Annotated in this window: 14 protein-coding genes; 5 read left to right on the top strand and 9 right to left on the bottom strand. The window is 69.1% G+C overall.

Translation table 11 applies throughout. From position 1 onward, the window contains the following. Positions 1-42 precede the first annotated feature (42 nt). The 3 genes from rbfA (at position 43) to typA (ending at position 3,341) form a co-directional block, all read left to right on the top strand. The gene (rbfA, locus tag AC07O8_RS17085) at positions 43-423 is read left to right on the top strand and encodes a 30S ribosome-binding factor RbfA (RefSeq protein WP_297528750.1); all 381 of its coding nucleotides are present in this window, start codon (positions 43-45) and stop codon (positions 421-423) included. Positions 424-472: 49 nt separating this feature from the next. Next, the gene (gene truB / locus AC07O8_RS17090) at positions 473-1,432 is read left to right on the top strand and encodes a tRNA pseudouridine(55) synthase TruB (RefSeq protein ID WP_495049181.1); all 960 of its coding nucleotides are present in this window, start codon (positions 473-475) and stop codon (positions 1,430-1,432) included. Positions 1,433-1,517: 85 nt separating this feature from the next. Next, the gene (gene typA, locus AC07O8_RS17095; RefSeq protein ID WP_297528746.1) at positions 1,518-3,341 is read left to right on the top strand and encodes a translational GTPase TypA; all 1,824 of its coding nucleotides are present in this window, start codon (positions 1,518-1,520) and stop codon (positions 3,339-3,341) included. 287 nt (positions 3,342-3,628) lie between these two features. Here typA and xdp1 read toward each other — a convergent pair whose 3' ends face one another. From xdp1 to AC07O8_RS17110, 3 genes are all read right to left on the bottom strand, one after another. Next, complete coding sequence (xdp1, locus tag AC07O8_RS17100; protein WP_495049182.1) at positions 3,629-4,474, bottom strand: exosortase-dependent surface protein XDP1; 846 nt, start codon at positions 4,472-4,474, stop codon at positions 3,629-3,631. A gap of 190 nt (positions 4,475-4,664) precedes the next feature. Continuing rightward, positions 4,665-7,505: an XrtA/PEP-CTERM system TPR-repeat protein PrsT gene (gene prsT, locus AC07O8_RS17105; RefSeq protein WP_495049183.1), complete on the bottom strand. Its 2,841-nt coding sequence runs from the start codon at positions 7,503-7,505 to the stop codon at positions 4,665-4,667. 121 nt (positions 7,506-7,626) lie between these two features. After that, positions 7,627-8,121, bottom strand: coding sequence for a YajQ family cyclic di-GMP-binding protein (locus tag AC07O8_RS17110; protein ID WP_495049184.1), 495 nt, complete (start codon positions 8,119-8,121; stop codon positions 7,627-7,629). Positions 8,122-8,215: 94 nt separating this feature from the next. On the opposite strand from AC07O8_RS17110, the gene murB reads away from it, so the two are divergent. After that, complete coding sequence (gene murB, locus AC07O8_RS17115) at positions 8,216-9,286, top strand: UDP-N-acetylmuramate dehydrogenase (RefSeq protein WP_495049185.1); 1,071 nt, start codon at positions 8,216-8,218, stop codon at positions 9,284-9,286. 6 nt (positions 9,287-9,292) lie between these two features. On the opposite strand, the gene AC07O8_RS17120 is transcribed toward murB, so the two are convergent. The 4 genes from AC07O8_RS17120 to AC07O8_RS17135 form a co-directional block, all read right to left on the bottom strand. Continuing rightward, positions 9,293-10,135, bottom strand: coding sequence for an HNH endonuclease family protein (locus AC07O8_RS17120; protein ID WP_495049186.1), 843 nt, complete (start codon positions 10,133-10,135; stop codon positions 9,293-9,295). Next, positions 10,132-11,562: an AAA family ATPase gene (locus tag AC07O8_RS17125; protein ID WP_495049187.1), complete on the bottom strand. Its 1,431-nt coding sequence runs from the start codon at positions 11,560-11,562 to the stop codon at positions 10,132-10,134. Before AC07O8_RS17125 ends, AC07O8_RS17120 begins: the two co-directional genes overlap by 4 nt. A gap of 94 nt (positions 11,563-11,656) precedes the next feature. Further along, complete coding sequence (locus tag AC07O8_RS17130; RefSeq protein WP_495049188.1) at positions 11,657-13,582, bottom strand: ATP-binding protein; 1,926 nt, start codon at positions 13,580-13,582, stop codon at positions 11,657-11,659. A gap of 2 nt (positions 13,583-13,584) precedes the next feature. Beyond that, complete coding sequence (locus AC07O8_RS17135; protein ID WP_495049189.1) at positions 13,585-14,115, bottom strand: putative pterin-binding protein; 531 nt, start codon at positions 14,113-14,115, stop codon at positions 13,585-13,587. A 255-nt stretch (positions 14,116-14,370) separates the two neighbouring features. Between AC07O8_RS17135 and AC07O8_RS17140 the strand changes: the two genes are divergently transcribed. Beyond that, positions 14,371-16,083 (top strand): long-chain fatty acid--CoA ligase, encoded by a 1,713-nt coding sequence (locus AC07O8_RS17140; protein ID WP_297529597.1) that lies wholly within the window; start codon positions 14,371-14,373, stop codon positions 16,081-16,083. Between the two features lie 169 nt (positions 16,084-16,252). Here AC07O8_RS17140 and AC07O8_RS17145 read toward each other — a convergent pair whose 3' ends face one another. Continuing rightward, positions 16,253-17,101: a DUF924 family protein gene (locus tag AC07O8_RS17145; RefSeq protein WP_495049190.1), complete on the bottom strand. Its 849-nt coding sequence runs from the start codon at positions 17,099-17,101 to the stop codon at positions 16,253-16,255. Beyond that, positions 17,098-19,311: a prolyl oligopeptidase family serine peptidase gene (locus AC07O8_RS17150; RefSeq protein ID WP_495049191.1), complete on the bottom strand. Its 2,214-nt coding sequence runs from the start codon at positions 19,309-19,311 to the stop codon at positions 17,098-17,100. The genes AC07O8_RS17145 and AC07O8_RS17150 overlap by 4 nt, the downstream gene beginning before the upstream one ends. Positions 19,312-19,406 lie beyond the last annotated feature (95 nt).

Consider the following 19,406-nt stretch of genomic DNA (forward strand, 5'->3'; position numbering starts at 1 on the left):
GTACCGCCGGGCTTTGTTGTTTGAGAGAGTGAGGAAAGAGCCATGCGTCACAAGCGATCTATCCCCAACCGCGGTCTGCGCGTGGCGGACCAGATCCAGCGCGACCTGGCCGAGCTGATCCGGGACCTGAAGGACCCGCGCGTCGGCATGGTGACGATCAACGCGGTGGAGGTCACGCCCGACTATGCGCACGCGAAGGTCTACTTCTCGCTGCTGGTCGGCGATCCGGAAGCGACCGGCGCGGCGCTGAACGAGGCGGCGGGATTCCTGCGCAACGGCCTGTTCAAGCGGCTGCAGATCCACACCGTGCCCAGCCTGCATTTCCATTTCGACCGCACGATCGAGCGCGCCGCCGAGATGAGCGCGCTGATCAACCAAGCGAACCTGTCCCGAGCCAAGGACGACGAGACCACCGAGGACTGAGGTCCTCCGAGCCAGAAAGACGGCGTCCCGAGAGGGCCGCCGCGTAGTGATGAGCGCAGTAGCCCCCCGCCCCAAGATCGTGAAGCGCGCCGTGCACGGCGTGTTGATGCTGGACAAGCCCATCGGCCTGACCAGCAACGACGCATTGCAGAAGGTCAAGCGCCTGCTGCGCGCGGAGAAGGCCGGCCATACCGGCACGCTGGATCCGCTGGCGACCGGGCTGCTGCCGCTGACCTTCGGCGCCGCGACCAAGTTCAGCCAGGTCTCGCTGGAAGCCGACAAGGGCTACCGCGCGACGCTGCGCCTGGGCATCACGACCACGACCGGCGACGGCGAGGGCGAGATCCTCGAGCAGCGCGACGAGGTCGCGAAGTCGCTGGACCTGGACGCGATCCGCGCCGCCTGCGAAGGCTTCCGCGGCGCGATCTCGCAGCTGCCGCCGATGTATTCGGCGCTGAAGCACCAGGGCCGTGCCCTGTACGAGCTCGCCCGCGAAGGCGTGACCGTCGAGCGCCAGCCGCGCAACGTGACGATTCATGCGCTGGACATCGTCGAATGGCATCCTGCCGAGTTGCTGCTGGTGATCGACGTGCGCTGCACCAAGGGCACCTACATCCGCACGCTGGGCGAGGACATCGGCGCGAAGCTGGGCTGCGGCGCGCACCTGGCCGGCCTGCGCCGCACGGCCAGCGGCCCGGTGTCGATCGAGCGGGCGGTGACGCTGGAGCAGATCGAGGCGCTGGACGAAAATGCCCGCCTGTCCTTGCTGACCGCGCCGGACAGCCTGCTGGGCGAGTGGCCCGAGGTCGAGCTGAGCAACGACGAGGCCGGCCGTTTCCTGTCCGGCATGCGCCGGCGCGTGACGCTGACCGACATGCCGCAGGTGCGTGTCTACGGTCAGGCGCCTCGCGCCTTCCTGGGCAGCGCCCACGTGGCCGGCGGCGAGCTGATCGCCGACCGCCTGCTGAGCCCGACCGAAATCGCTTCCATGCTGATGCAGGCCGCCTGAGCCCGCATCGCCTAAAAGATCCGAGACATCCCGAGTTCCCCGACTTCCTCCGAATCCAGAGAAAGCCCCTAGCGAAAGCCGCCCCATGAGCAAGCAAATCCGCAACATCGCCATCATCGCCCACGTCGACCATGGCAAGACCACCATGGTGGACCAGCTCCTTCGCCAGAGCGGCACCTTCGCCGAGCACGAGAAGGTCGTCGACACCGTGATGGACAACAACGCCATCGAACGCGAGCGCGGCATCACCATCCTGGCGAAGAACTGCGCGGTCAGCTGGGAAGGCACGCACATCAACATCGTCGACACCCCGGGACACGCGGACTTCGGCGGTGAAGTCGAGCGCGCGCTGTCGATGGTCGACGGCGTGGTGCTGCTGATCGACGCCCAGGAAGGCCCGATGCCGCAGACGCGCTTCGTGACCAAGAAGGCGCTGGCGCTGGGCCTCAAGCCCATCGTCGTCGTGAACAAGGTCGACAAGCCGGGCGCCAAGCCGGACGCCGTCATCAACGCCGCGTTCGACCTGTTCGACAAGCTCGGCGCCACCGACGAGCAGCTGGACTTCCCGGTCGTGTACGCGTCGGGCATCAACGGCTGGTCGTCGCTGGAAGAGGGCGCGCCGGGTGAGAAGTGGGGCGAGGACATGTCCGCCCTGTTCAACACCGTGCTGAAGCACGTGCCGGCCCAGAAGGGCGATCCGGACGCGCCGCTGCAGCTGCAGATCTCCGCGCTGGACTTCTCGACCTTCGTCGGCCGCATCGGCGTGGGCCGCATCAGCCAGGGCACGATCAAGCCGTCGATGGACGTGGTCGTCATGGAAGGTCCGGACGGCAAGGCCACCAAGGGCCGCATCAACCAGGTGCTGACCTTCCAGGGTCTGGACCGCGTGCAGGCCACCGAAGCCGGCCCCGGCGACATCGTGCTGATCAACGGCATCGAGGAGATCGGCATCGGCGTGACCGTCACCAGCCCGAGCAACCCGGCCCCGCTGCCGATGCTCAAGGTCGACGAGCCGACGCTGACGATGAACTTCTGCGTCAACACCTCGCCGCTGGCCGGCCGTGAAGGCAAGTTCGTCACCAGCCGCCAGATCTGGGACCGTCTGCAGAAGGAACTGCAGGCCAACGTCGCGCTGCGCGTCAGCGAGACCGACGAGGACGGCATCTTCGAGGTGATGGGCCGCGGCGAACTGCACCTGACCATCCTGCTGGAAAACATGCGCCGCGAAGGCTACGAGCTGGCCGTGTCGAAGCCGCGCGTCGTGTTCCAGGACATCGACGGCGTGAAGTGCGAGCCGATCGAACTGGTCACCGCCGACGTGGAAGAAACCCACCAGGGCGGCGTGATGCAGGCGCTGGGCGAGCGCAAGGGCGAACTGGTCAACATGGAGCCGGACGGCCGTGGCCGTGTCCGCCTCGAGTACCGCATCCCCGCCCGCGGCCTGATCGGCTTCTCGAATGAATTCCTGAACCTGACGCGCGGTTCGGGCCTGATCTCCAACATCTTCGACGGCTACGAACCCCACAAGGGCGACATCGCCGGTCGCAAGAACGGCGTGCTGATCTCGATGGACGCGGGTGAAATCTTCACCTACGCGCTGGGCAAGCTGGACGACCGCGGCCGCATGTTCGTGAAGCCGAACGATCCCGTCTACGAAGGCATGATCGTCGGCATCCACAACCGCGACAACGACCTGATCGTCAACGCCACCCGCACCAAGCAGCTGACCAACTTCCGCGTCAGCGGCAAGGAAGACGCCATCAAGGTGACGCCGCCGATCGACCTGACGCTGGAATACGGCGTTGAATTCATCGAGGACGATGAGCTGGTCGAGATCACGCCGAAGTCGGTGCGGCTGCGCAAGCGCCACCTGTCGGAAAACGAGCGCAAGCGCGCGTTGCGGAGCTGATCTCCGGGGCGCCTGGACTGCGAAGGTCCGGGCGCTGGCCGCCAGTGCATGGGGCCTTGCCGGCAAGCGGCAAAACCCCAAGCACAGCCGTCCCCAACCACTGTCTCACTTCCTCGGTTTTGCGACCGAGGACGAGGGGAAATGAAAACGCCCGGTGCATCGTTGCATCGGGCGTTTTCTTTTGAGCGCATCCACATCCGCATTCGCATCCGCATTCGCGGATGGGGGGCGGGCTCGGGCAAAAAGAAAGGCGACCCATCGGGTCGCCTTTCGCGGAGCAGGGAGGCTCAGCTTTGGGATTGCTTGCGGCGACGAACGCCGACCAGGCCGAGCAGGGCGACGGAGGCCAGGGCCAGCGAAGCCGGTTCCGGGACGTTGCCGTTGTTGCTGCCGCCGCCGGGCGCCTTGTTGCCCGAGACGGAGAACAGCTTGACGAAGTCGTAGCCGTTAGCGGTGCTGGTGCCCAGACCGCGGGTCAGGCCGTTGATCGTGCCGTCGGCCTTGGTCGTCGTGCCGCCCAATTGCGTGTTGTACGCGGTGACGATCCACCAGCTCGAGGTCATCGAGGTGTTCAGGTTCAGCGTGCTGGTGCCAACGTCCGCGTAGCTGTTCACCAGCGACCAGCCGTTGGCCGACTTCAGGTTCGCCGCCGTCTTGTTCAGGAGCGTGTTGGCGACGTCCACGCCGCTGGTCGTGCCGGTGTAGGCCAGCACGGTGATGTCGCTGTCGGTCTCGGTCCAACCCAGCTTCAGCTGCGTGAGGTTCACAGCGGTGTCGAACTTCAGCAGGATCAGGTCCTGGTAGCCGTAGTTGTCCATCGAATGCTGCGGCGAACCCGTGTCGGTGCCGGACGCCTGCACGCCATACCCGCCGTCGTAGTACTGCAGCGTGCTCTTGTAGAAGCCGTTGGTGCTCGAGTACGCGGTCGAGCTGCCGGAGCCCGTGGTGTTGATGACCGCGGAGTAGGCGGAGAAGCTCACGTTCGGCGCCGGATCGCCGGATTCGCTGCAGCTGCTGCCGTTCGCACAGCCGGAGCTGGCCGTCCAGGTGGACAGCGCGTGCGCGCTCAGCGGGAGCATCGACGCCGCCGCCAGGGCGGCCATCCCGATCAGGCGTTGTTGAACTTTTTGCATGGTTTCCCCTCGATGCCCCCGACTCGGTCGGAGTGTCAGATTCGTTGGACCCACTGTTAGCAAGGCCCGGGCCAACGTCTTGAATCCCTTGCGGCACAAGCACTTGCCGTGGCATGTGTCCGTCTCTGGAACAGGACTGTAAGTTCTTCCGACAGGCGCAGGAACCCCTTACCAGAGGGGCTTTGCGGTGTCAGCGCAGCGTCTGGCTCAAGGCCAGCGCTTCCTTGTGACTCTCGAACGCCGTGCTGCGCAGTGCGGCGTCCAGTTCCTCCTTGGCTTCGCTCTTGCGGCCGGCCTTGGCCAGGGCCGCGGCGAGGTGATACCGGATGTCCGGGCTGTCCGGTTCGCGCAGGCGTGCATCGCGCAGCAACTGCAGCGCGCGGTCGGCGTTGCCGGACAGGTGATAGGCCCAGCCGGCGGTGTCGATCGCTGCCGCGTGGCGTGGATCCTTGGCCAATGCGCGTTCCGCCACCACGGCGGCGGCGGCGGGCTCGCCCTGGCGGATCATCGTGCTGGCCAGGTTGTTGAGCGACTCGACGTCGTCGGGCCGCAGCTTGAGCGCGGTCTCGTAGCTGCGTCGCGCCGCCGGGAACGAGCCCGTGCGCGCCTGCGCGTCGCCCAGCGCCTTCCACGCGGCCAGATCGGCAGGATGTGTCTTGAGCCAGCGCTCGGCGACGTCCTGCGGCGCCTTGCTGGCGGGATCCTGCAGGCCGAGACCGCGCATCAGCGCGAGCAGGCTGCCGCTGGTGGGTTGCACTTCGTGCGCCTTGCGTAGCGCCTCCACAGCCTGCGCCGGCTGGCGACGGGCCTGGGCGACGTCCGCCAGCAGCGAATACCCGATCGCCGCCTGAGGCCGGAGCTGGACCACCAGCCGCGCCTGCTTCTCAGCCTGCGCGACGTTGCCTTGCCGCAGCGCGACCGTCGACGAGAGGGCGAGCGCCGAGACATGCTGCGGCGCGGCCTGCAAGGCCTTGTCCAGGCTGTAGGCGGCGCCTTGGAGATCGCGCGCGTCGAGCTGCAGCGCCGCGATCTGCGCCAGCGGATCGGCGCCGAAACCGGAGCGCCGCGCCGCGTTGGTCAAGGTCGCGCGCGCACCGTTGACATCCCGATTGGCGAGTTGCGCCTGGGCGTAAGCGATCAAGGCCTGCGGATCGTCCGGCGTCTTGCCCAGCAGCCGCTTGGCTGCCTCGAGCGCGGGTGCCGGCTGGTCCTGCCGCAACTGCCATGCGATGAGCGCCAGGTCGGCGCGCGTGTTGCGCGCGGTGCTGACGTCGGTCGCCTTGGCCAGCCAGCGCGGTACCTCGGCCGTCTGGCCGCGTGCCTCGCTCAGCAGCGCCATTTCGTAGAGCACGTCGACGTTCTTCTCATTGGCCGTGAGCAACGCGGCCAGCCGCACCTGCGCCGCATCGAACTTGCGCTCGCCGATGTCGACGCGGGCCTGGCCCAACTGGGCCTCGACCAGGTTGGGATCGAGTTCCCCGGCCTTGCGATAGGCCTCGCGTGCGCCCGCCAAGTCGCCGACCGCCCGGCGCGCCATGCCCAACTGCATCCACATCGTCGGATTGCCCGGCGACTGCCTGACCAGCTTGTCCGCGGTGGCGACCGCCTTGGCCGACTGACCGCCGCGCAGGTACAGCGACACCAGCGCCATCCCGGCATAGGTCTGGCGCGGGTCGCGCTGGAACGCCTTCTCCAGTTCGCCGATCGCATCGCCGGACTGGCCGCCTCGCAGCAGCGACAGCCCCAGCGCCGTGCGGAATTCGGGCGCGTCTTTGGCCTTGAGCGCCTCCTGCATCAGCGTCGCGGCGCGCGCATGGCGGCCCTGCGCCATCTGCAGCGTGGCCATCATCACCAGCGCCTGGCCGTCGCCGGGGTAGGCCTTCAGGTAGGACTCCAGCACGTCCGCGGCGCGGTCCAGGTTGGGCTCGGCCACATAGACCTGCGCCAGCAGCTTGGACAGCGGGCTGTTGGGTGTCTGGCGCTGCGCGTATTCGAGGTAGGGCTTGGCCTTCTCCAGTTGACCCAGCCCGAAATGCGCCAACCCGTTGAGCATCAGCGCCTGGGGACGGTAGCGAATGAATTCGATCGGAACCGGGTCAAGCGCCTCCGTGACCGACTTGAGCGCCTTGCGGGCGTTGGCTGCGTCGCCGCGCCGCTCGGCCAGCACCGCGGTCAGGTAGAGCGCGCGTGGCTCGGTCGGCGCGAGCTTCAACGCCGACTGCGCTTGCGCGAGCGCATCGGCATCGCGGTTCAGGTCGATCAGCAGGCCGGCGCGCGCGAGCTGCGCCTCCAGATGGCGGGGATCGGCGGCGAGCGCGCGGTCGTAGGCCTTGAGGGCTTCCTCGAGCCGGCCCTGCACATGAGGGATCGTGGCGCGCTGGTAGAGCGCCTCGCCGCTGCCGGGCGCCAGTGCCAACGCGCGGTCGGCGGCAGCCGTGGCGGGTTCGAACTGGCGCGCACGCAGTCGCAGCGGCACTTCGGCCAGCCAGGATTCGGCATTGTCGGGCGGGATGGCGCGCGCCTGCTCGATCTGCGACTGCGCGCGCACGGGATCGCCCATGTCGGACGACGCGCCGGCGCGCACGAGCAGCAACTGCTTGCGCACGGCGTCGGGCAGGCCGTCGGGCACCAGCGCCGGCTGCTTGAACACCTCGGCCTGCTTGCCCTGCGCGACCAGCGCCTGCGCCAGCGGCACGGCCACTTCGGCGCGGTTGATGCCCTGGGAGAGTGCCTCGTTGAACTCGATCTCGGCGGCCGCGGCCTCGCTGCGCATCAGCAGCGCCTTGCCCAGCAGCACGTGTACGGACAGCATCCGGGTGTCCTGCTGCAGCGCGTTCTTGAGCTGGATGACGGCGCCGTCGAGGTCCTGGCGCTCGAAGCGCTTGAGCGCGTCCTCGTAGTAGCGCGCGGCCTTGACGCTGTCCGCGCGCGCGGTCGAAACGCCCATCGCCAGCAGCGCCGCCACCGCGGCCAGCGTCGTGAACGCGGCGGCGACGGGACGTCGCCGGCCGGTCCTGCGAAGAGTGTTCATCTCGTCCCCCGGGAATGTTGTTCTGACGCGCGGCCGATGCCGTCGCGGCGCGCAGGCGGGCAGGGCGCCCGCGTGGCGGAGCGGGACCGGCGCCGGATCGACGCGCGGTCCGCGCCGAGGATCACTTGCGGTAGTTGTCGAAGCTCAGCGGCAGGTCGGGCAGTGCCTTGCGCAGCGCGGCCTGCGCACCCTGCAGGTCGTCCAGCGACTTGCCGGTGATGCGCACGATGTCGCCCTCGATCTGGGCCTGCACCTTGAGCTTGCTGTCCTTGATCGCGGCGACGACCTTCTTGGCCTCCGGCGCCTCCAGGCCGTTCTTGATCTTGTAGACCTGCTTGACGCGGTCGCCCCCGAGCTTCTCGATCTTGTCCTGCTTGTCGACGAAGCCGAGCACGACGCCCTGCTTGGTTAGCTTCGAATACAGCACGGCCTCGATCTGCTCGAGCTGGAACTCGGCGTCGCCGGTGGCGTGGACTTCCTTTTCCTTGTCCTTCCACTCGATGGCGGCGCTGGTGCCCTTGAAGTCGAAGCGGGTCGCGATCTCCTTGGCGCTGGCGTCCACGCTGTTGCGGACCTTCACCATGTCGGGTTCGAGGACGGTGTCAAAGCTGGGCATGTGTGTACGACTCTTTCAGAGGGGCGGGCGACGACCGATTGTCGGGCGCCGGCCGCCGAAGGGGTCCTGGGGGATATGGGCGAGAATTCTAGCCATGCAGTCTCCCGCCATCCCCCCCTCGACCGAGCGCCGCGACGGCGTCGTCATCGAGCACGACGTCAACCTCAAGCCGTACAACACCTTCGGCCTGCCCGCCACCGCGCGCCGGCTGGTGCGCATCCGCGAGGAACTGGACGTCCGTCGCGTCGTCGACCACCCCGAGCTGGGCCGCGCGCCGAAGTTCGTGCTGGGCGGCGGTTCGAACCTCGTCCTGACGAAGGACGTCGATGCGGTCGTGCTGAAGATGGAGATCCAGGGCCTGAGCGTCGAGGAGCGCGACGACTGCTGGATCGTCGAGGCCGGCGCGGGCGTGCCCTGGCACGAGGCGGTGGCGGGGGCGCTGGCGCTGGGCGTGCCGGGACTGGAGAACATGGCCCTGATCCCCGGCACCGTCGGGGCGGCGCCGGTGCAGAACATCGGTGCGTACGGCATCGAGCTGAAGGACCGGCTGGAGAACGTGGACGTCGTCGACCTGACGACCGGCCGGCGCGTCACGCTGCCCGCGGCGGTGTGCCGCTTCGGCTACCGCGACAGCGTCTTCAAGCAGACGGGCTACGGCGGCTTGGCGGGCAAGAGCGTGATCACCAAGGTGCGACTGCGCTGCCCCAAGCCCTGGCAGCCGCAGCTGGGTTACCTGGATCTCGAACGCAAGATGGCGGAGACGGGCATCACCTCGCCCGACGCACGGCAGGTGTTCGAGTGGGTCTGTGAGATCCGCCGCGCCAAGCTGCCGGATCCGGCGCGCATCGGCAATGCGGGCAGCTTCTTCAAGAACCCGGTGGTCAGCGCGGAGCAGTGCCGCGACATCATCGCCCGGGACCCGCACATCGTGCATTACCCGATGGCCGACGGCAGCTTCAAGCTGGCCGCGGGCTGGCTGATCGACGCTTGCGGATGGAAGGGCAAGAGCGTCGGCGGCGCGGCGGTCTACGAGAAGCAGGCGCTGGTGCTGGTGAACCGCGGCGAGGCGCGCGGCGCCGAGGTCGTCACACTGGCACGCGCGATCCAGGAAAGCGTCTACGGCCGTTTCGGCATCCGGCTGGAGCCGGAGCCGGTGGTCGTCTGATCGGGCTCAGGACGAGAGCAATCCCCACGTCCGCAGGAAATGCCGCGTCATCCCCGCGAACGGCTGATCGCCGTCCGCGCGGCGGCGGATGCCGGCGAGGACCTTGGCCGCGGTCGGTGACACCGGGTCCATCTCCTGGAACGCCAGCGCCAGGGTGCGCAGCAGGTCGTAGTGGTTCCAGCGCAGCCGCAGCAGCTCCGTGCGGTTGAGGCCGAGCACCTCTTCAGCGGCTTTCGCAGCGGCCTTGGCTTTCGCCGAGCGTCCGCGCGCGATGAGCCAGACCTCGTGCGTTTCCTCGATCGCGTTCCACGACAGCAGCTTCTCGGGATCGACGAGGTAGGGGTCGGGCAGATGCGGCTGCTCGCCGGCGAAGAAACGCTTCAGCGTCGCGTCCGTGGCAATCGCCGGATCGAGGCAGAAGGTGGCCGCGAGCGCCGCCGCCTTGGCGGCATCCGCCGGCTGCGCCGCGGGCATGCGCGGCGGCTTCAGGCGCGCGCCGGTGACCGGGAAGGTGTTGCCCTTGTAGACCTGGTTGCAGACCTGGCAGCTGAAGGTGTAGTTGTCGACGCAGTAGGCGAGCCACCAGTACAGGTCCTTGGGGCGGAAGTGCTCGACGTCGCCATGCGCGACGACGGTCGTGTCGGCCTCGCAGTACGCGCACTTGCCGGCTGAATCGAGCTTCAGCGCGGCCTTGGCCGTCGACCAGATCTGGCGCGCTTTGGGCTTGAAGTCGACCTTCCCGCCGTCCTCGTAGAAGTAGCCTTCGAGCTTGAGCAGCCGCTGCTGCAGCTTGGCGCCGGTGAACGCGCCCAGGCTCGCGGCATCCCGGCCGCGCCGCAGCCGGATCACTTCGAGCGCTCCACCCGCTTCACTGCCGCCTTCAGCTTGGTCGGCGACAGCGCGGGCGCCGGCGCGGCGGGCTTCGTCGGTCCCTTGGCAGCGGACTTCTTCGCAGGCGCTGCCTTCGCTGACTTCGTCGATGCCGCCACCTGCTTCGCGATCGTCGTCTTGAGTTCCTTCAGCAGCGCGGTCTGCTGGCGCGCGTAGTCGGGCACGGCGTCCCACTCGGGCGCGGCGCGCAGGACCTCGGCGCTGCGCTGCAGCTGCGAGCGCTCGCGCGTGGTCAGCGCCTTGCCTGTCGTCTTCGTCTTCGTGTGCAGCTTGCGCGCCGTGTTCCGCGCGGCTTCCACCGCCACGGAGTCCATCGACTCGAGTCCGAACATCGGGCTCATCAGCAACTGATGCAGCATCATGAGTCGCGGCTCGCCGACGAAGGGCACCAGCGTGGGCCGCTGCGTCGGGCCCTCGCGGCGGATGACGAAGAGCTCGCCTTCGCCGCTCTGCTGCGCGGTCAGCGCGGAGTGCGTCGTGGCGATGAACTGGAAGTGAGGCAGCAGGGCCGACAGGAAATCCACCAGCTGCCGGCGCCAGACCGGATGCAGGTGCAGGTCGATTTCGTCGATCAGCAGCACGCCGCGCGTGGCCAGCGGGTCCTTGCGATCGGGGAAGGCCTCGGTGATGCGGAAGAGCAGGTCGCCGCACCAGGCCGCCATGTTCTGATAGCCGTCGGACAGCTGGTTCAACGGCACCTCGCCGTCGACCGTCTTGAACATCAGCTGGCCCGACGCCTTGTCGATGCGGGAGAAGTTCATGCCCCGCATCAGTTGGTTGAGCGCCGCGCGGATCGGCGCCAGCGCCGCCTCGCCGCGCCGGTAGTCGAGGTCCATGGCCCAGCGCTGCAGCGACACCAGCGACGCCTCCGGCGAGAACATCGAGGCCAGCGCGCGGGCCCGCGACGAGCGCGCCGGATCGTCCAGCGGGCCGCTCATGCGATTGCCGCCTTCGGGCGGCCGGCGCGAGACGCCGTAACCCAGCACGAAGTAATTGCGGTCGGCGTGGCGGATCGCCGCGTCCAGCGCCTCCAGCGTCTGCGCGTTGCGCTCGAAGATCTGGCGCAGGCCGTCGCCGCGATGCAGCTCCAGCGCGATCTCGCGCGGCTCGCCCTTGGCGGTCACCAGCGTGCCGGCGATGCGGCATTGCCGCGCGCCGTTGCGGATCCAGGCGTCCGCGTCGCCGAGCAGGTCCGGCAAGGCCTCGCTGCCCGCGAGCAGCAGGCCGATCGCGCGCAGCACGGTGCTCTTGCCACAGCCGTTCTCGCCGAGCAGCAGCGTCCAGCGCCGGTTCGTGCCGGCGGGCGCGCCCGGACCGGCGCCGAAGTCGATCGCCAGCGACGCCATCGAGCGCACGTTGGTCAGCGCGATCCGGGACAGGTACATGGGCGGGGCTCTCCGTGGTGGAGAGCAACTATAAGAGACCGATTGCCGGCTTCAGCACAGGTGATCGGCCGTGCGCTCTCCGAGGTGGCGCGAATCAGGCGGCCTCGGGCCGCGCCGGCGACGCCGTCAGCGTCTGCAGGCACGCGCGCAGCGTCTCCAGCTCGACCGGCTTGGCGAGGAAGGCGCTGATGCCGGCCTCGTCGGCCTTCTGGCGCGACTCCTCGAACGCGTCCGCCGAGAACGCGACGATCGGCAGCCGTCCGCGCGGCGCCGGCAGTTCGCGCATCAATCTCGTCGCCTCGAAGCCGTCCATCTGCGGCGTGTGCAGGTCCATCAGCACGAGGTCGAAGGGCTGCTGCCGCAGCGCATGCAGCGCCTGCAGGCCGTTCTCGCACAGCGTCGGATGATGGCCGAGCCGCTCCAGCATCGCCTCGATGACGATGCGGTTGGTCGGGTTGTCTTCGCTGACCAGCACGCGCAGCCCGCTGACGGGCACCTCGGGCACAACGGGCGCCGCCGGCGCCGCGGTGGTCGACACCGCCGGGCCCGCGTTGGCGGCGGCCTTGCCGCCCGGCAGCATGCGCCCCGGCGGCAGGTCCGCGCCGGCGCGCAGCGGCAGCGCCAGCGTGAAGCGCGCGCCCTGGCCGAGGGCGCTCTGCACATGGATGTCGCCGCCCATCGCACGCGCCAGCCGGCGCGAGATCTCCAGCCCCAGCCCCGCGCCGCCGTGTCGCCGGGAGGTGCTTGCGTCGCCCTGGCTGAAGCGCTGGAACAGCCGCGCCTGCGTTTCCGCGTCGATGCCCGGGCCGGTGTCGCTGACCTCGACCATCAACAGGTCCTCGCCCAGCGCGCCGACGCCGCGCCGCATCTGGCAGCCGACGTGACCCCGGTCGCAGAACTTCAGCGCGTTGCTCAGCAGGTTCAGCAGGATCTGGCGCAGCCGCGTCGGATCGGCCAGCACCCAGCCGGGCACGTCGTCGTCGACGCCGAAGTGCAGCGACAGCCGCTTCGCCGCGGCCTGCGGCCGGCTCAAGGCCTCGAGCTCCTTCATCAGCGCGCCCGGCTGCAGCGGCTCCGGCGCGATCGACAGGCCGCCCGCCTCCATGCGCGTCACGTCCAGGATGTCGCCGAGCACGGCCAGCAGATGCCGCGCGCAGTCGTTCGCGGCCCTCAACTGGTCCTGCTGCGCGGTGGTCAGCGGCGCGTCCTTGATCAGGCCCAGCATGCCCAGCAACCCTTGCAGCGGCGTGCGCAGCTCGTGGCTCATGTTGGCGAGGAAGACCGTCTTGGCGCGGTTGGCGGCGTCGGCCTCGCGCTGCGCGTCGATGAGCCGCGCGGCCAGCGCCTTCTGCTTGTCGCCGTAGCGCTCCAGGCCGCGGAACTGGCGGTAGATGACGGCCGCGAACAGCAGCGTCATCGCCGACAGCACCGCCGTCAGGCCCAGGCTGATGCGGCTCTGGTTACGCACGATCTCGTTGCGCTGCGTCACGTCCTCGGCGACGTGGTGGGTGGAGGTCAGCGACAGGTCGCGGATCGGGTCGGCCAGCGGCTCCAGCCGGTCGATGATCTCGGCGATGCGCTCCGGGTGCTCGCGGATCAGCGCGCCGTTGAGCGGCAGCGCATCGGCCCAGCGCACGAAGTCCTGCGTGCGCGTCAGCGTGCGCTGGTAGTCGGGGTGATGCGCCAGCACGAGCGCGGCGTGTTCGCTCTCCACCAGGTTGAGCCGGCTGACGAAGATCTCATAGCGCTGCGCGACCTGGTCGGGATCGACCGCCACGCTCGGCCCGGCGGCCTGTTCGAGCGACAGGCGCAGCTTCAGGTATTCGGTCTCGAACTGGAACAGGCTCCAGACCAGGTAGTCGTCCTGGTAGCGCCGCGTGCCGTTGAGCGCCTCGTACTGGCGCGCCTGCAGCCAGGCCACGCCCGCGAGCGCCAGCACCAGCAGCAGGCCCATCGAGGAGACGGCGATGCGCCAGCGGCGCTGCTTGGCCGAAACGATGCGGGCGGCGTCGCGCGACATGCTCAACGCAGCTCCAGGTGGGTGAGCTGCCACGCCGAGCGCCCGTAGAAGACGCTGTTGCGCAATTCGGGCGCGCGGTCGAACGGATAGATCAGGAACAGCGGGCCCTTGTCGCGCACGGCCATCGGCTTGTCGTCGATCAGTCGCGCGACGATGACGTCGTAGCGCGCGCTGTCGTCGATGGGGATGCTGACGCGGTAGTCGTTGAGCGCGCGCGCCTCGATGGTGCGGCCCTGCGCGCCGGCGGCGGCCAGCACGTCGCGCAGCAGCGGACCGGTGAACTTGCGCGGGCTCGGGTACCAGGGGGTCTGGGTGCTGAAGCTCACCTGCGGGAGCTTCTCGAGCATCGCCATGTCGAAGGCCGCGCGGCCGTCGCGGTTGGCGTTGCGCAGCGCACCGCCGACGGTCAGCACGACCGGGCCGGCGGGCAGGTCCAGCGTCTGCTCGGCGGGAATCGCCCACGCTGTGGCGGCAGTGGATCCCAGGACACAGGTCAGCAGCCCCAGCAGGGCGGAACGGCGCGCGATCAGCATGGACGGAGGCACGGCCCGATGGCACGCCAAGGCCGCCGGGTCGGAGGCGCGTGCCGCAGGGGCATTGGTAAAAGCCCGCATGCTACGCGCGGGGGTGGGGAGGAGCATCTACGGGACCACCCCAATGGCGGGGACCAGTCTGCTTTACGCCACACCGCCCAGCGCCCGGCTTGACCGGTCCCTTGTCGCTGCTGTGACAAGGCAGGCGGAGAGACCGACTGAAGATCGGTCCAAACAAAGACAGGAGACAGATCGATGACGCGCGTGGTCACCCCCCGTCCCGAGAACGCCGACGTGCAGTACAGCCACTGGCCGGCCCGCTTGCCGCGGCGGCTGGCGATCCCGCGGACCTCGCTGTGGTTCAACCTGGAGGTCGCCGCGAACCGCTATCCGGACAAGGCGGCGACGCAGTTCCTCGGCGCCACGCTCAGCTTCCGCGAGATGCGGCGGCAGGCCGAGGCGCTCGCCGGCTGGCTGCGCGCGCAGGGCGTGGGCAAGGGCGATCGCGTCGCGCTGTTCCTGCAGAACTGTCCGCAGTACCTGATCGCGTTCTATGCGATCAACCGCGCGGACGCGGTCGTGGTGCCCGTCAATCCGATGAACCGGGAGGACGAGTTCGGCCATTACCTGACGGACCCCGAGACCAAGGTCGTGATCTGCAGCGGCGAACTCGCCGGCATCGTCGCCCGGGCCGCGGAGAAGCTGCCCGCGTCGCAGCGGCCCCGCGCGGTGCTGGTGACGCAGTACTGGCAGATGCTGCCGCCCGCCGGCCCGGATCCCGCCTGCGATGCGCCGGAGGCGATGCGCCAGTGGCTGACCGCCGTGCACGAGTTGCCGCCGGGCGCGACCGACTGGCGCGAAGCGATCGCCGCCGGCCTGACGCCGGGACCGCACACCGCGGGTCCGGACGACCTGGCGATGCTGCCTTACACCTCCGGCACCACCGGGCTGCCCAAGGGCTGCGTGCACACGAACGCGACACTGATGTCCAACAGCTGCGGCGGGTGCCAGTGGGGCTACGCCAGCGCGGAGTCGGTGGGCCTGGCGGTGGTGCCGATGTTCCACATCACCGGCACGCTCTACGGCGTGCTGGGCCCGGTGTTCATCGGCATGACGCTGGTGATCATGCCGCGCTGGGACCGCGAGCTCTGCGGGCGGCTGATCTCGCGCTACCAAGTCACACACTGGACCTGCATCCCGACGATGATCATCGATCTCTTCGCGAGCCCGAACTACAAGTCCTTCGACCTGCGCAGCCTGCGATACCTCAGCGGCGGCGGCGCGGCGATGCCCAAGGCGGTGGCGGAGCGGCTGCAGGCCGAGTTCGGCCTGACCTTCGCGGAAGGCTACGGCCTGACCGAGACCGCCGCGCCCAGCCACGGCAATCCGCCCGAGCGCGCGAAGCTGCAGTGCCTGGGCATCCCGATCTTCGGCGTCGACTCGCGCATCGTGGATCCGACGACGCTGGAGGAGCTGCCCGTCGGCGAGGTGGGCGAGATCATCACGCATGGCCCGATGGTGTTCCAGGGCTATTGGCGGCAACCGGAGGCGACCGACGCGGCCTTCGTCGAGCTGGACGGCAAGCGCTTCTTCCGCACAGGCGACCTCGGGCGCATGGACGAGGAGGGCTACTTCTTCATCACCGATCGCCTCAAGCGGATGATCAACGCGAGCGGCTACAAGGTCTGGCCGTCAGAGGTCGAGATGCTGCTGTACCGCCACCCGGCGGTGCAGGAGGCCTGCATCATCGCGGCCAAGGACGCTTACCGCGGCGAGACGGTGAAGGCAGTCGTGGTGCTGCGCGCCGAAGCCAAGGGCAAGACCACCGACAAGGACATCATCGATTGGGCCCATGAGCACATGGCCGCCTACAAGGCGCCGCGCATCGTCGAGTTCGTCGATGCGCTGCCGAAGTCGGGCTCGGGCAAGGTCATGTGGCGGCTGCTGCAGGAGTTGGAAACCAGGTAGAGGACTGCGCGGACCGCCCTCGGGCAGGGCCGGGGCAGGCGACTCGCGTCGTGCCTGGGGCGCTCAACTCCCTTCGCTCACCTTCGGTTCGCTGCGGTCAGACAGAACGCGCCCGGTCAGTGTTTGATGGCACGACTTCGTCGCCTGCCCCGGCCCTGCCCGAGGGCGGTCAGAACCGCGAACCGGGCTGCGTCAGGAATGCGCGTTCCTCGTCGGTGCTGGCGCGGCCGAGGATCTCGTTGCGGTGCGGGAAGCGGCCGAAACGCGCGATGACGTCGCGGTGCTTGTGCGCGTAGTCGAGGGCATCCTTGAGGCGCTCGTCCTCGGCGGCCAAGGCCTCGAAGGTCGCGACGCTGCGATCCTGCATCGCCAGGTCCTCCGCATGCTCCAGCGGCATCGCGACGAACCAGCGCTCCAGCGTGCCGAGGTCTTGCGCGCGAGGGAGCAGCGCCAGTGAGGCCTCCAGCGCAAGCGCGTCGCCGGCGAAGGACGTGGGCGTGTCGCGATGGACGTTGCGCGTGAACTGGTCCAGCACCAGGATCCTCGCCAGCGCACCCCAGGCCGTGGAATCCCATTCGCGCAGACCGCCTTGCAACGCCTGGTCGATGACGGGGCCGAAGCGCTCGCGCAGCGCCGCGTCGAAGGCGGCATCCTTCTTGAACCACTTCATCTGGACCTGGCCGTCCTGCGCGCTGCCCGGCAGGCCGAACCATTCGTTGAGCACGCGCTGCGCCGGCGCGGGCGTCAGCAGACGCTGCCAGCGCGGATGCCGCAGCAGCCAGTGCCGCACGTAGCTGCAGCCGGGCACGAGCTGCAGCGGGAATTCCGCCAGCCAGCGCGCCGCCGCCTCCACCAGCGCGGCGGCGAGGCCCTGCCCCGTCAACTGCGCCGGCACGCCGGTGTGCGTGATGATCAGCTGCTCGCCGTGACGTTCGTAGTCGAGCCGGCATTGCAGCCCAGGGTGCGGCTGCGCCAGGAAGCATCTCGCGTCAGGATGATGCTGGATGACGAAATTCAAGATGCGTCTCCACGAGAGGCCTCCCTGCCGAGTTGACGCCACAAGTAGGCGAACTCGAGGGCTTGCAACAGCGCCCGCTGCTGGTTGTCCGCAGCGCCGCCATGGCCGCCCTCGATGTTTTCGTAATAGAAGCACGCCTGCCCCAACGCCTGCAGGCGAGCCGCCATTTTCCTCGCATGGCCGGGATGCACGCGGTCGTCGCGCGTCGAGGTGGCGAAGAGCGCCCTCGGATAGGTCACGCCCGGCTTCAACTGCTGGTACGGGCTGTACGCGGCGATGTGCGCCCAGTCGTCGGGCTCGTCCGGATCGCCGTACTCGGCCATCCACGACGCGCCCGCCAGCAGCAGGTGGTAGCGCTTCATGTCGAGCAGCGGCACCTGGCACACGACCGCGCCGAACAGTTCCGGCCGCTGCACCATGCAGGCGCCGACCAGCAGCCCGCCGTTGCTGCCGCCCATGATCCCGAGCCGTTCAGGCCGCGTCAGGCCGTGGGCGATCAGGTCCTCGGCCACGGCGATGAAATCGTCGAAGCTGCGTTGCTTGTGTTCGAGCGTGGCCGCCTGGTGCCAGCGCGGGCCGTATTCGCCGCCGCCGCGGATGTTGGCCACCACCAGTTGCCCGCCGCGTGCCAGCCACGCGCGGCCGTTGCCGCCCGAGTACCAGGGCTGCAGCGAGACCTCGAAGCCGCCGTAGCCGTAGAGCAGCGTCGGCGTCTCCTTCTGCGCCCGTGCGTCGTTGCCGCGCTTGCCGATCACGAAGTAGGGCACGTTCTCGCCGTCCGCGCTGGTGGCGAAGCGCTGCTCGACCGTCATGCCGTGGGCGTCGAACTGCGCGCCGCGCTGCTTCAGCGTCTCACGCGCATCAGTGCCGGCCCGCGCCAGGCAGACGACGTCCGGCGTCAGGAAGTCGCAGTAGTGCAGCAGGTAGGCGTCGCCCAGCGCGTCCTCGCGCAGCTCGGGGTCGTGCAGGCTCTGCACGCTCAGCGTGCCGGGGAAGGGCGCCTTGACCTGGCGCAGCGTCGGCGGCCGGTGCGACAGGTCCCACTCCTCCAGCCGGCTCGCGACATGCTCGCTGACGTTGATCAGCAGGTGATGGTGGGTCAGCGTGTAGTCCTCGAGCGAGCGCCCCGCCGTCGGCGAGAACATCACCCGGATGTGCTTGTCGTGCCGCTCGTTCTTCCAGAAGGCGGCCTCCTCCATCAGCAGCAGCGAGCCCGACGGGTAGGTCGGTCCGTGCGGGATGGCCCAGTCGGTGCGCGGACGCAGCAGCATCCACGGACCTTCCAGGTGGACGCTCATGTCGCTGGGCAGGTCGATCGGGACGAACTCGCCGTCCTTCCAGAGGAAGCGCGACTCGTTGTAGAAATCCAGCGCGCGGCTGAAGACGACGCGCTCGAAGCCCGGTGTGCGGTCGACCGACACGGACACCGACACGTCGGCCTTCTCGCCTTCGAAGATCACCGGCGCCGCCGCCAGCGGCGTGCCGCGCGCCCAGCGCCGGACCTGCCTCGGATAACCCGACTCGGTCAGCGAATCAGGCCCGAAATCGCTGCCGACCAGCAGCGTGTCGACGTCCAGCCACTCGACGTCGCTCTTCGCCTCGGGCACGAAGAAGCCGCCCTCGGCCGGCGCCACGAAACGCAGCGTCTCGAGGTCGAACTCGCGCAGCTCGTGCGCGTCGGCGCCGCCGTCGGACAGCGAGACGAGGCAGCGCCGGTAGTCGGGCGCCAGCGCCGTCGCGCCGTGGAAGACCCAGCTGCGGCCCTCGTCGCGGCCCAGCGCGTCCAGGTCCAGCACCAGGCGCCAGGGCGGCTCGGCGAGCTGGTACTCCTCCAGCGTGCAGCGCCGCCACAGGCCGCGCGGATGGGCCTCGTCCTGCCACAGGTTGTAGAACCAGTCCCCGCGCCGCGCGACATGCGGGATGCGGTCGCGGGCGTTGAGGATCTGCAGCAGCTCCTCGCGCAGCGGTTCGAACTCGGGCTCGGCCTTCAGCGCGGCGAGGGTGGTCTCGTTGCGCTCGCGCACCCACTGCAGCGCGCGTTCGCCCTCGTCGCCCTCGAGCGCTTCAAGCCACAGGAACGGATCGTCCCCGGCCAACGAGGCCGCGGTGTCGTCAGCGACGGAGCCGGAGGCCGCGAAGGACGCGGTGGGTTCGGTGGGCTCGGTGGCTTCGGTGTCTTCGGTGGAAGAGGACGGCACGGATTGCGGCACAACGAACTCCTGATCGATGTCTTGCTCCCTCTCCCGCTTGCGGGAGAGGGCGGGGGTGAGGGCTGGGGTCTCCGCACCTCACCTTACTCCAGGTC

Source organism: Roseateles sp. GW821-FHT09G09, from assembly GCF_059415965.1.

Coding starts and splice junctions, on each gene's coding strand:
- typA (WP_297528746.1), top strand. CDS start 1,518: ATGAGCAAGCAAATCCGCAACATCGCCATCATCGCCCACGTCGACCAT.
- truB (WP_495049181.1), top strand. CDS start 473: ATGAGCGCAGTAGCCCCCCGCCCCAAGATCGTGAAGCGCGCCGTGCAC.
- AC07O8_RS17140 (WP_297529597.1), top strand. CDS start 14,371: ATGACGCGCGTGGTCACCCCCCGTCCCGAGAACGCCGACGTGCAGTAC.
- AC07O8_RS17125 (WP_495049187.1), bottom strand. CDS start 11,562: ATGTACCTGTCCCGGATCGCGCTGACCAACGTGCGCTCGATGGCGTCG.
- AC07O8_RS17135 (WP_495049189.1), bottom strand. CDS start 14,115: ATGCTGATCGCGCGCCGTTCCGCCCTGCTGGGGCTGCTGACCTGTGTC.
- AC07O8_RS17130 (WP_495049188.1), bottom strand. CDS start 13,582: ATGTCGCGCGACGCCGCCCGCATCGTTTCGGCCAAGCAGCGCCGCTGG.
- AC07O8_RS17110 (WP_495049184.1), bottom strand. CDS start 8,121: ATGCCCAGCTTTGACACCGTCCTCGAACCCGACATGGTGAAGGTCCGC.
- murB (WP_495049185.1), top strand. CDS start 8,216: ATGCAGTCTCCCGCCATCCCCCCCTCGACCGAGCGCCGCGACGGCGTC.
- prsT (WP_495049183.1), bottom strand. CDS start 7,505: ATGAACACTCTTCGCAGGACCGGCCGGCGACGTCCCGTCGCCGCCGCG.
- rbfA (WP_297528750.1), top strand. CDS start 43: ATGCGTCACAAGCGATCTATCCCCAACCGCGGTCTGCGCGTGGCGGAC.
- xdp1 (WP_495049182.1), bottom strand. CDS start 4,474: ATGCAAAAAGTTCAACAACGCCTGATCGGGATGGCCGCCCTGGCGGCG.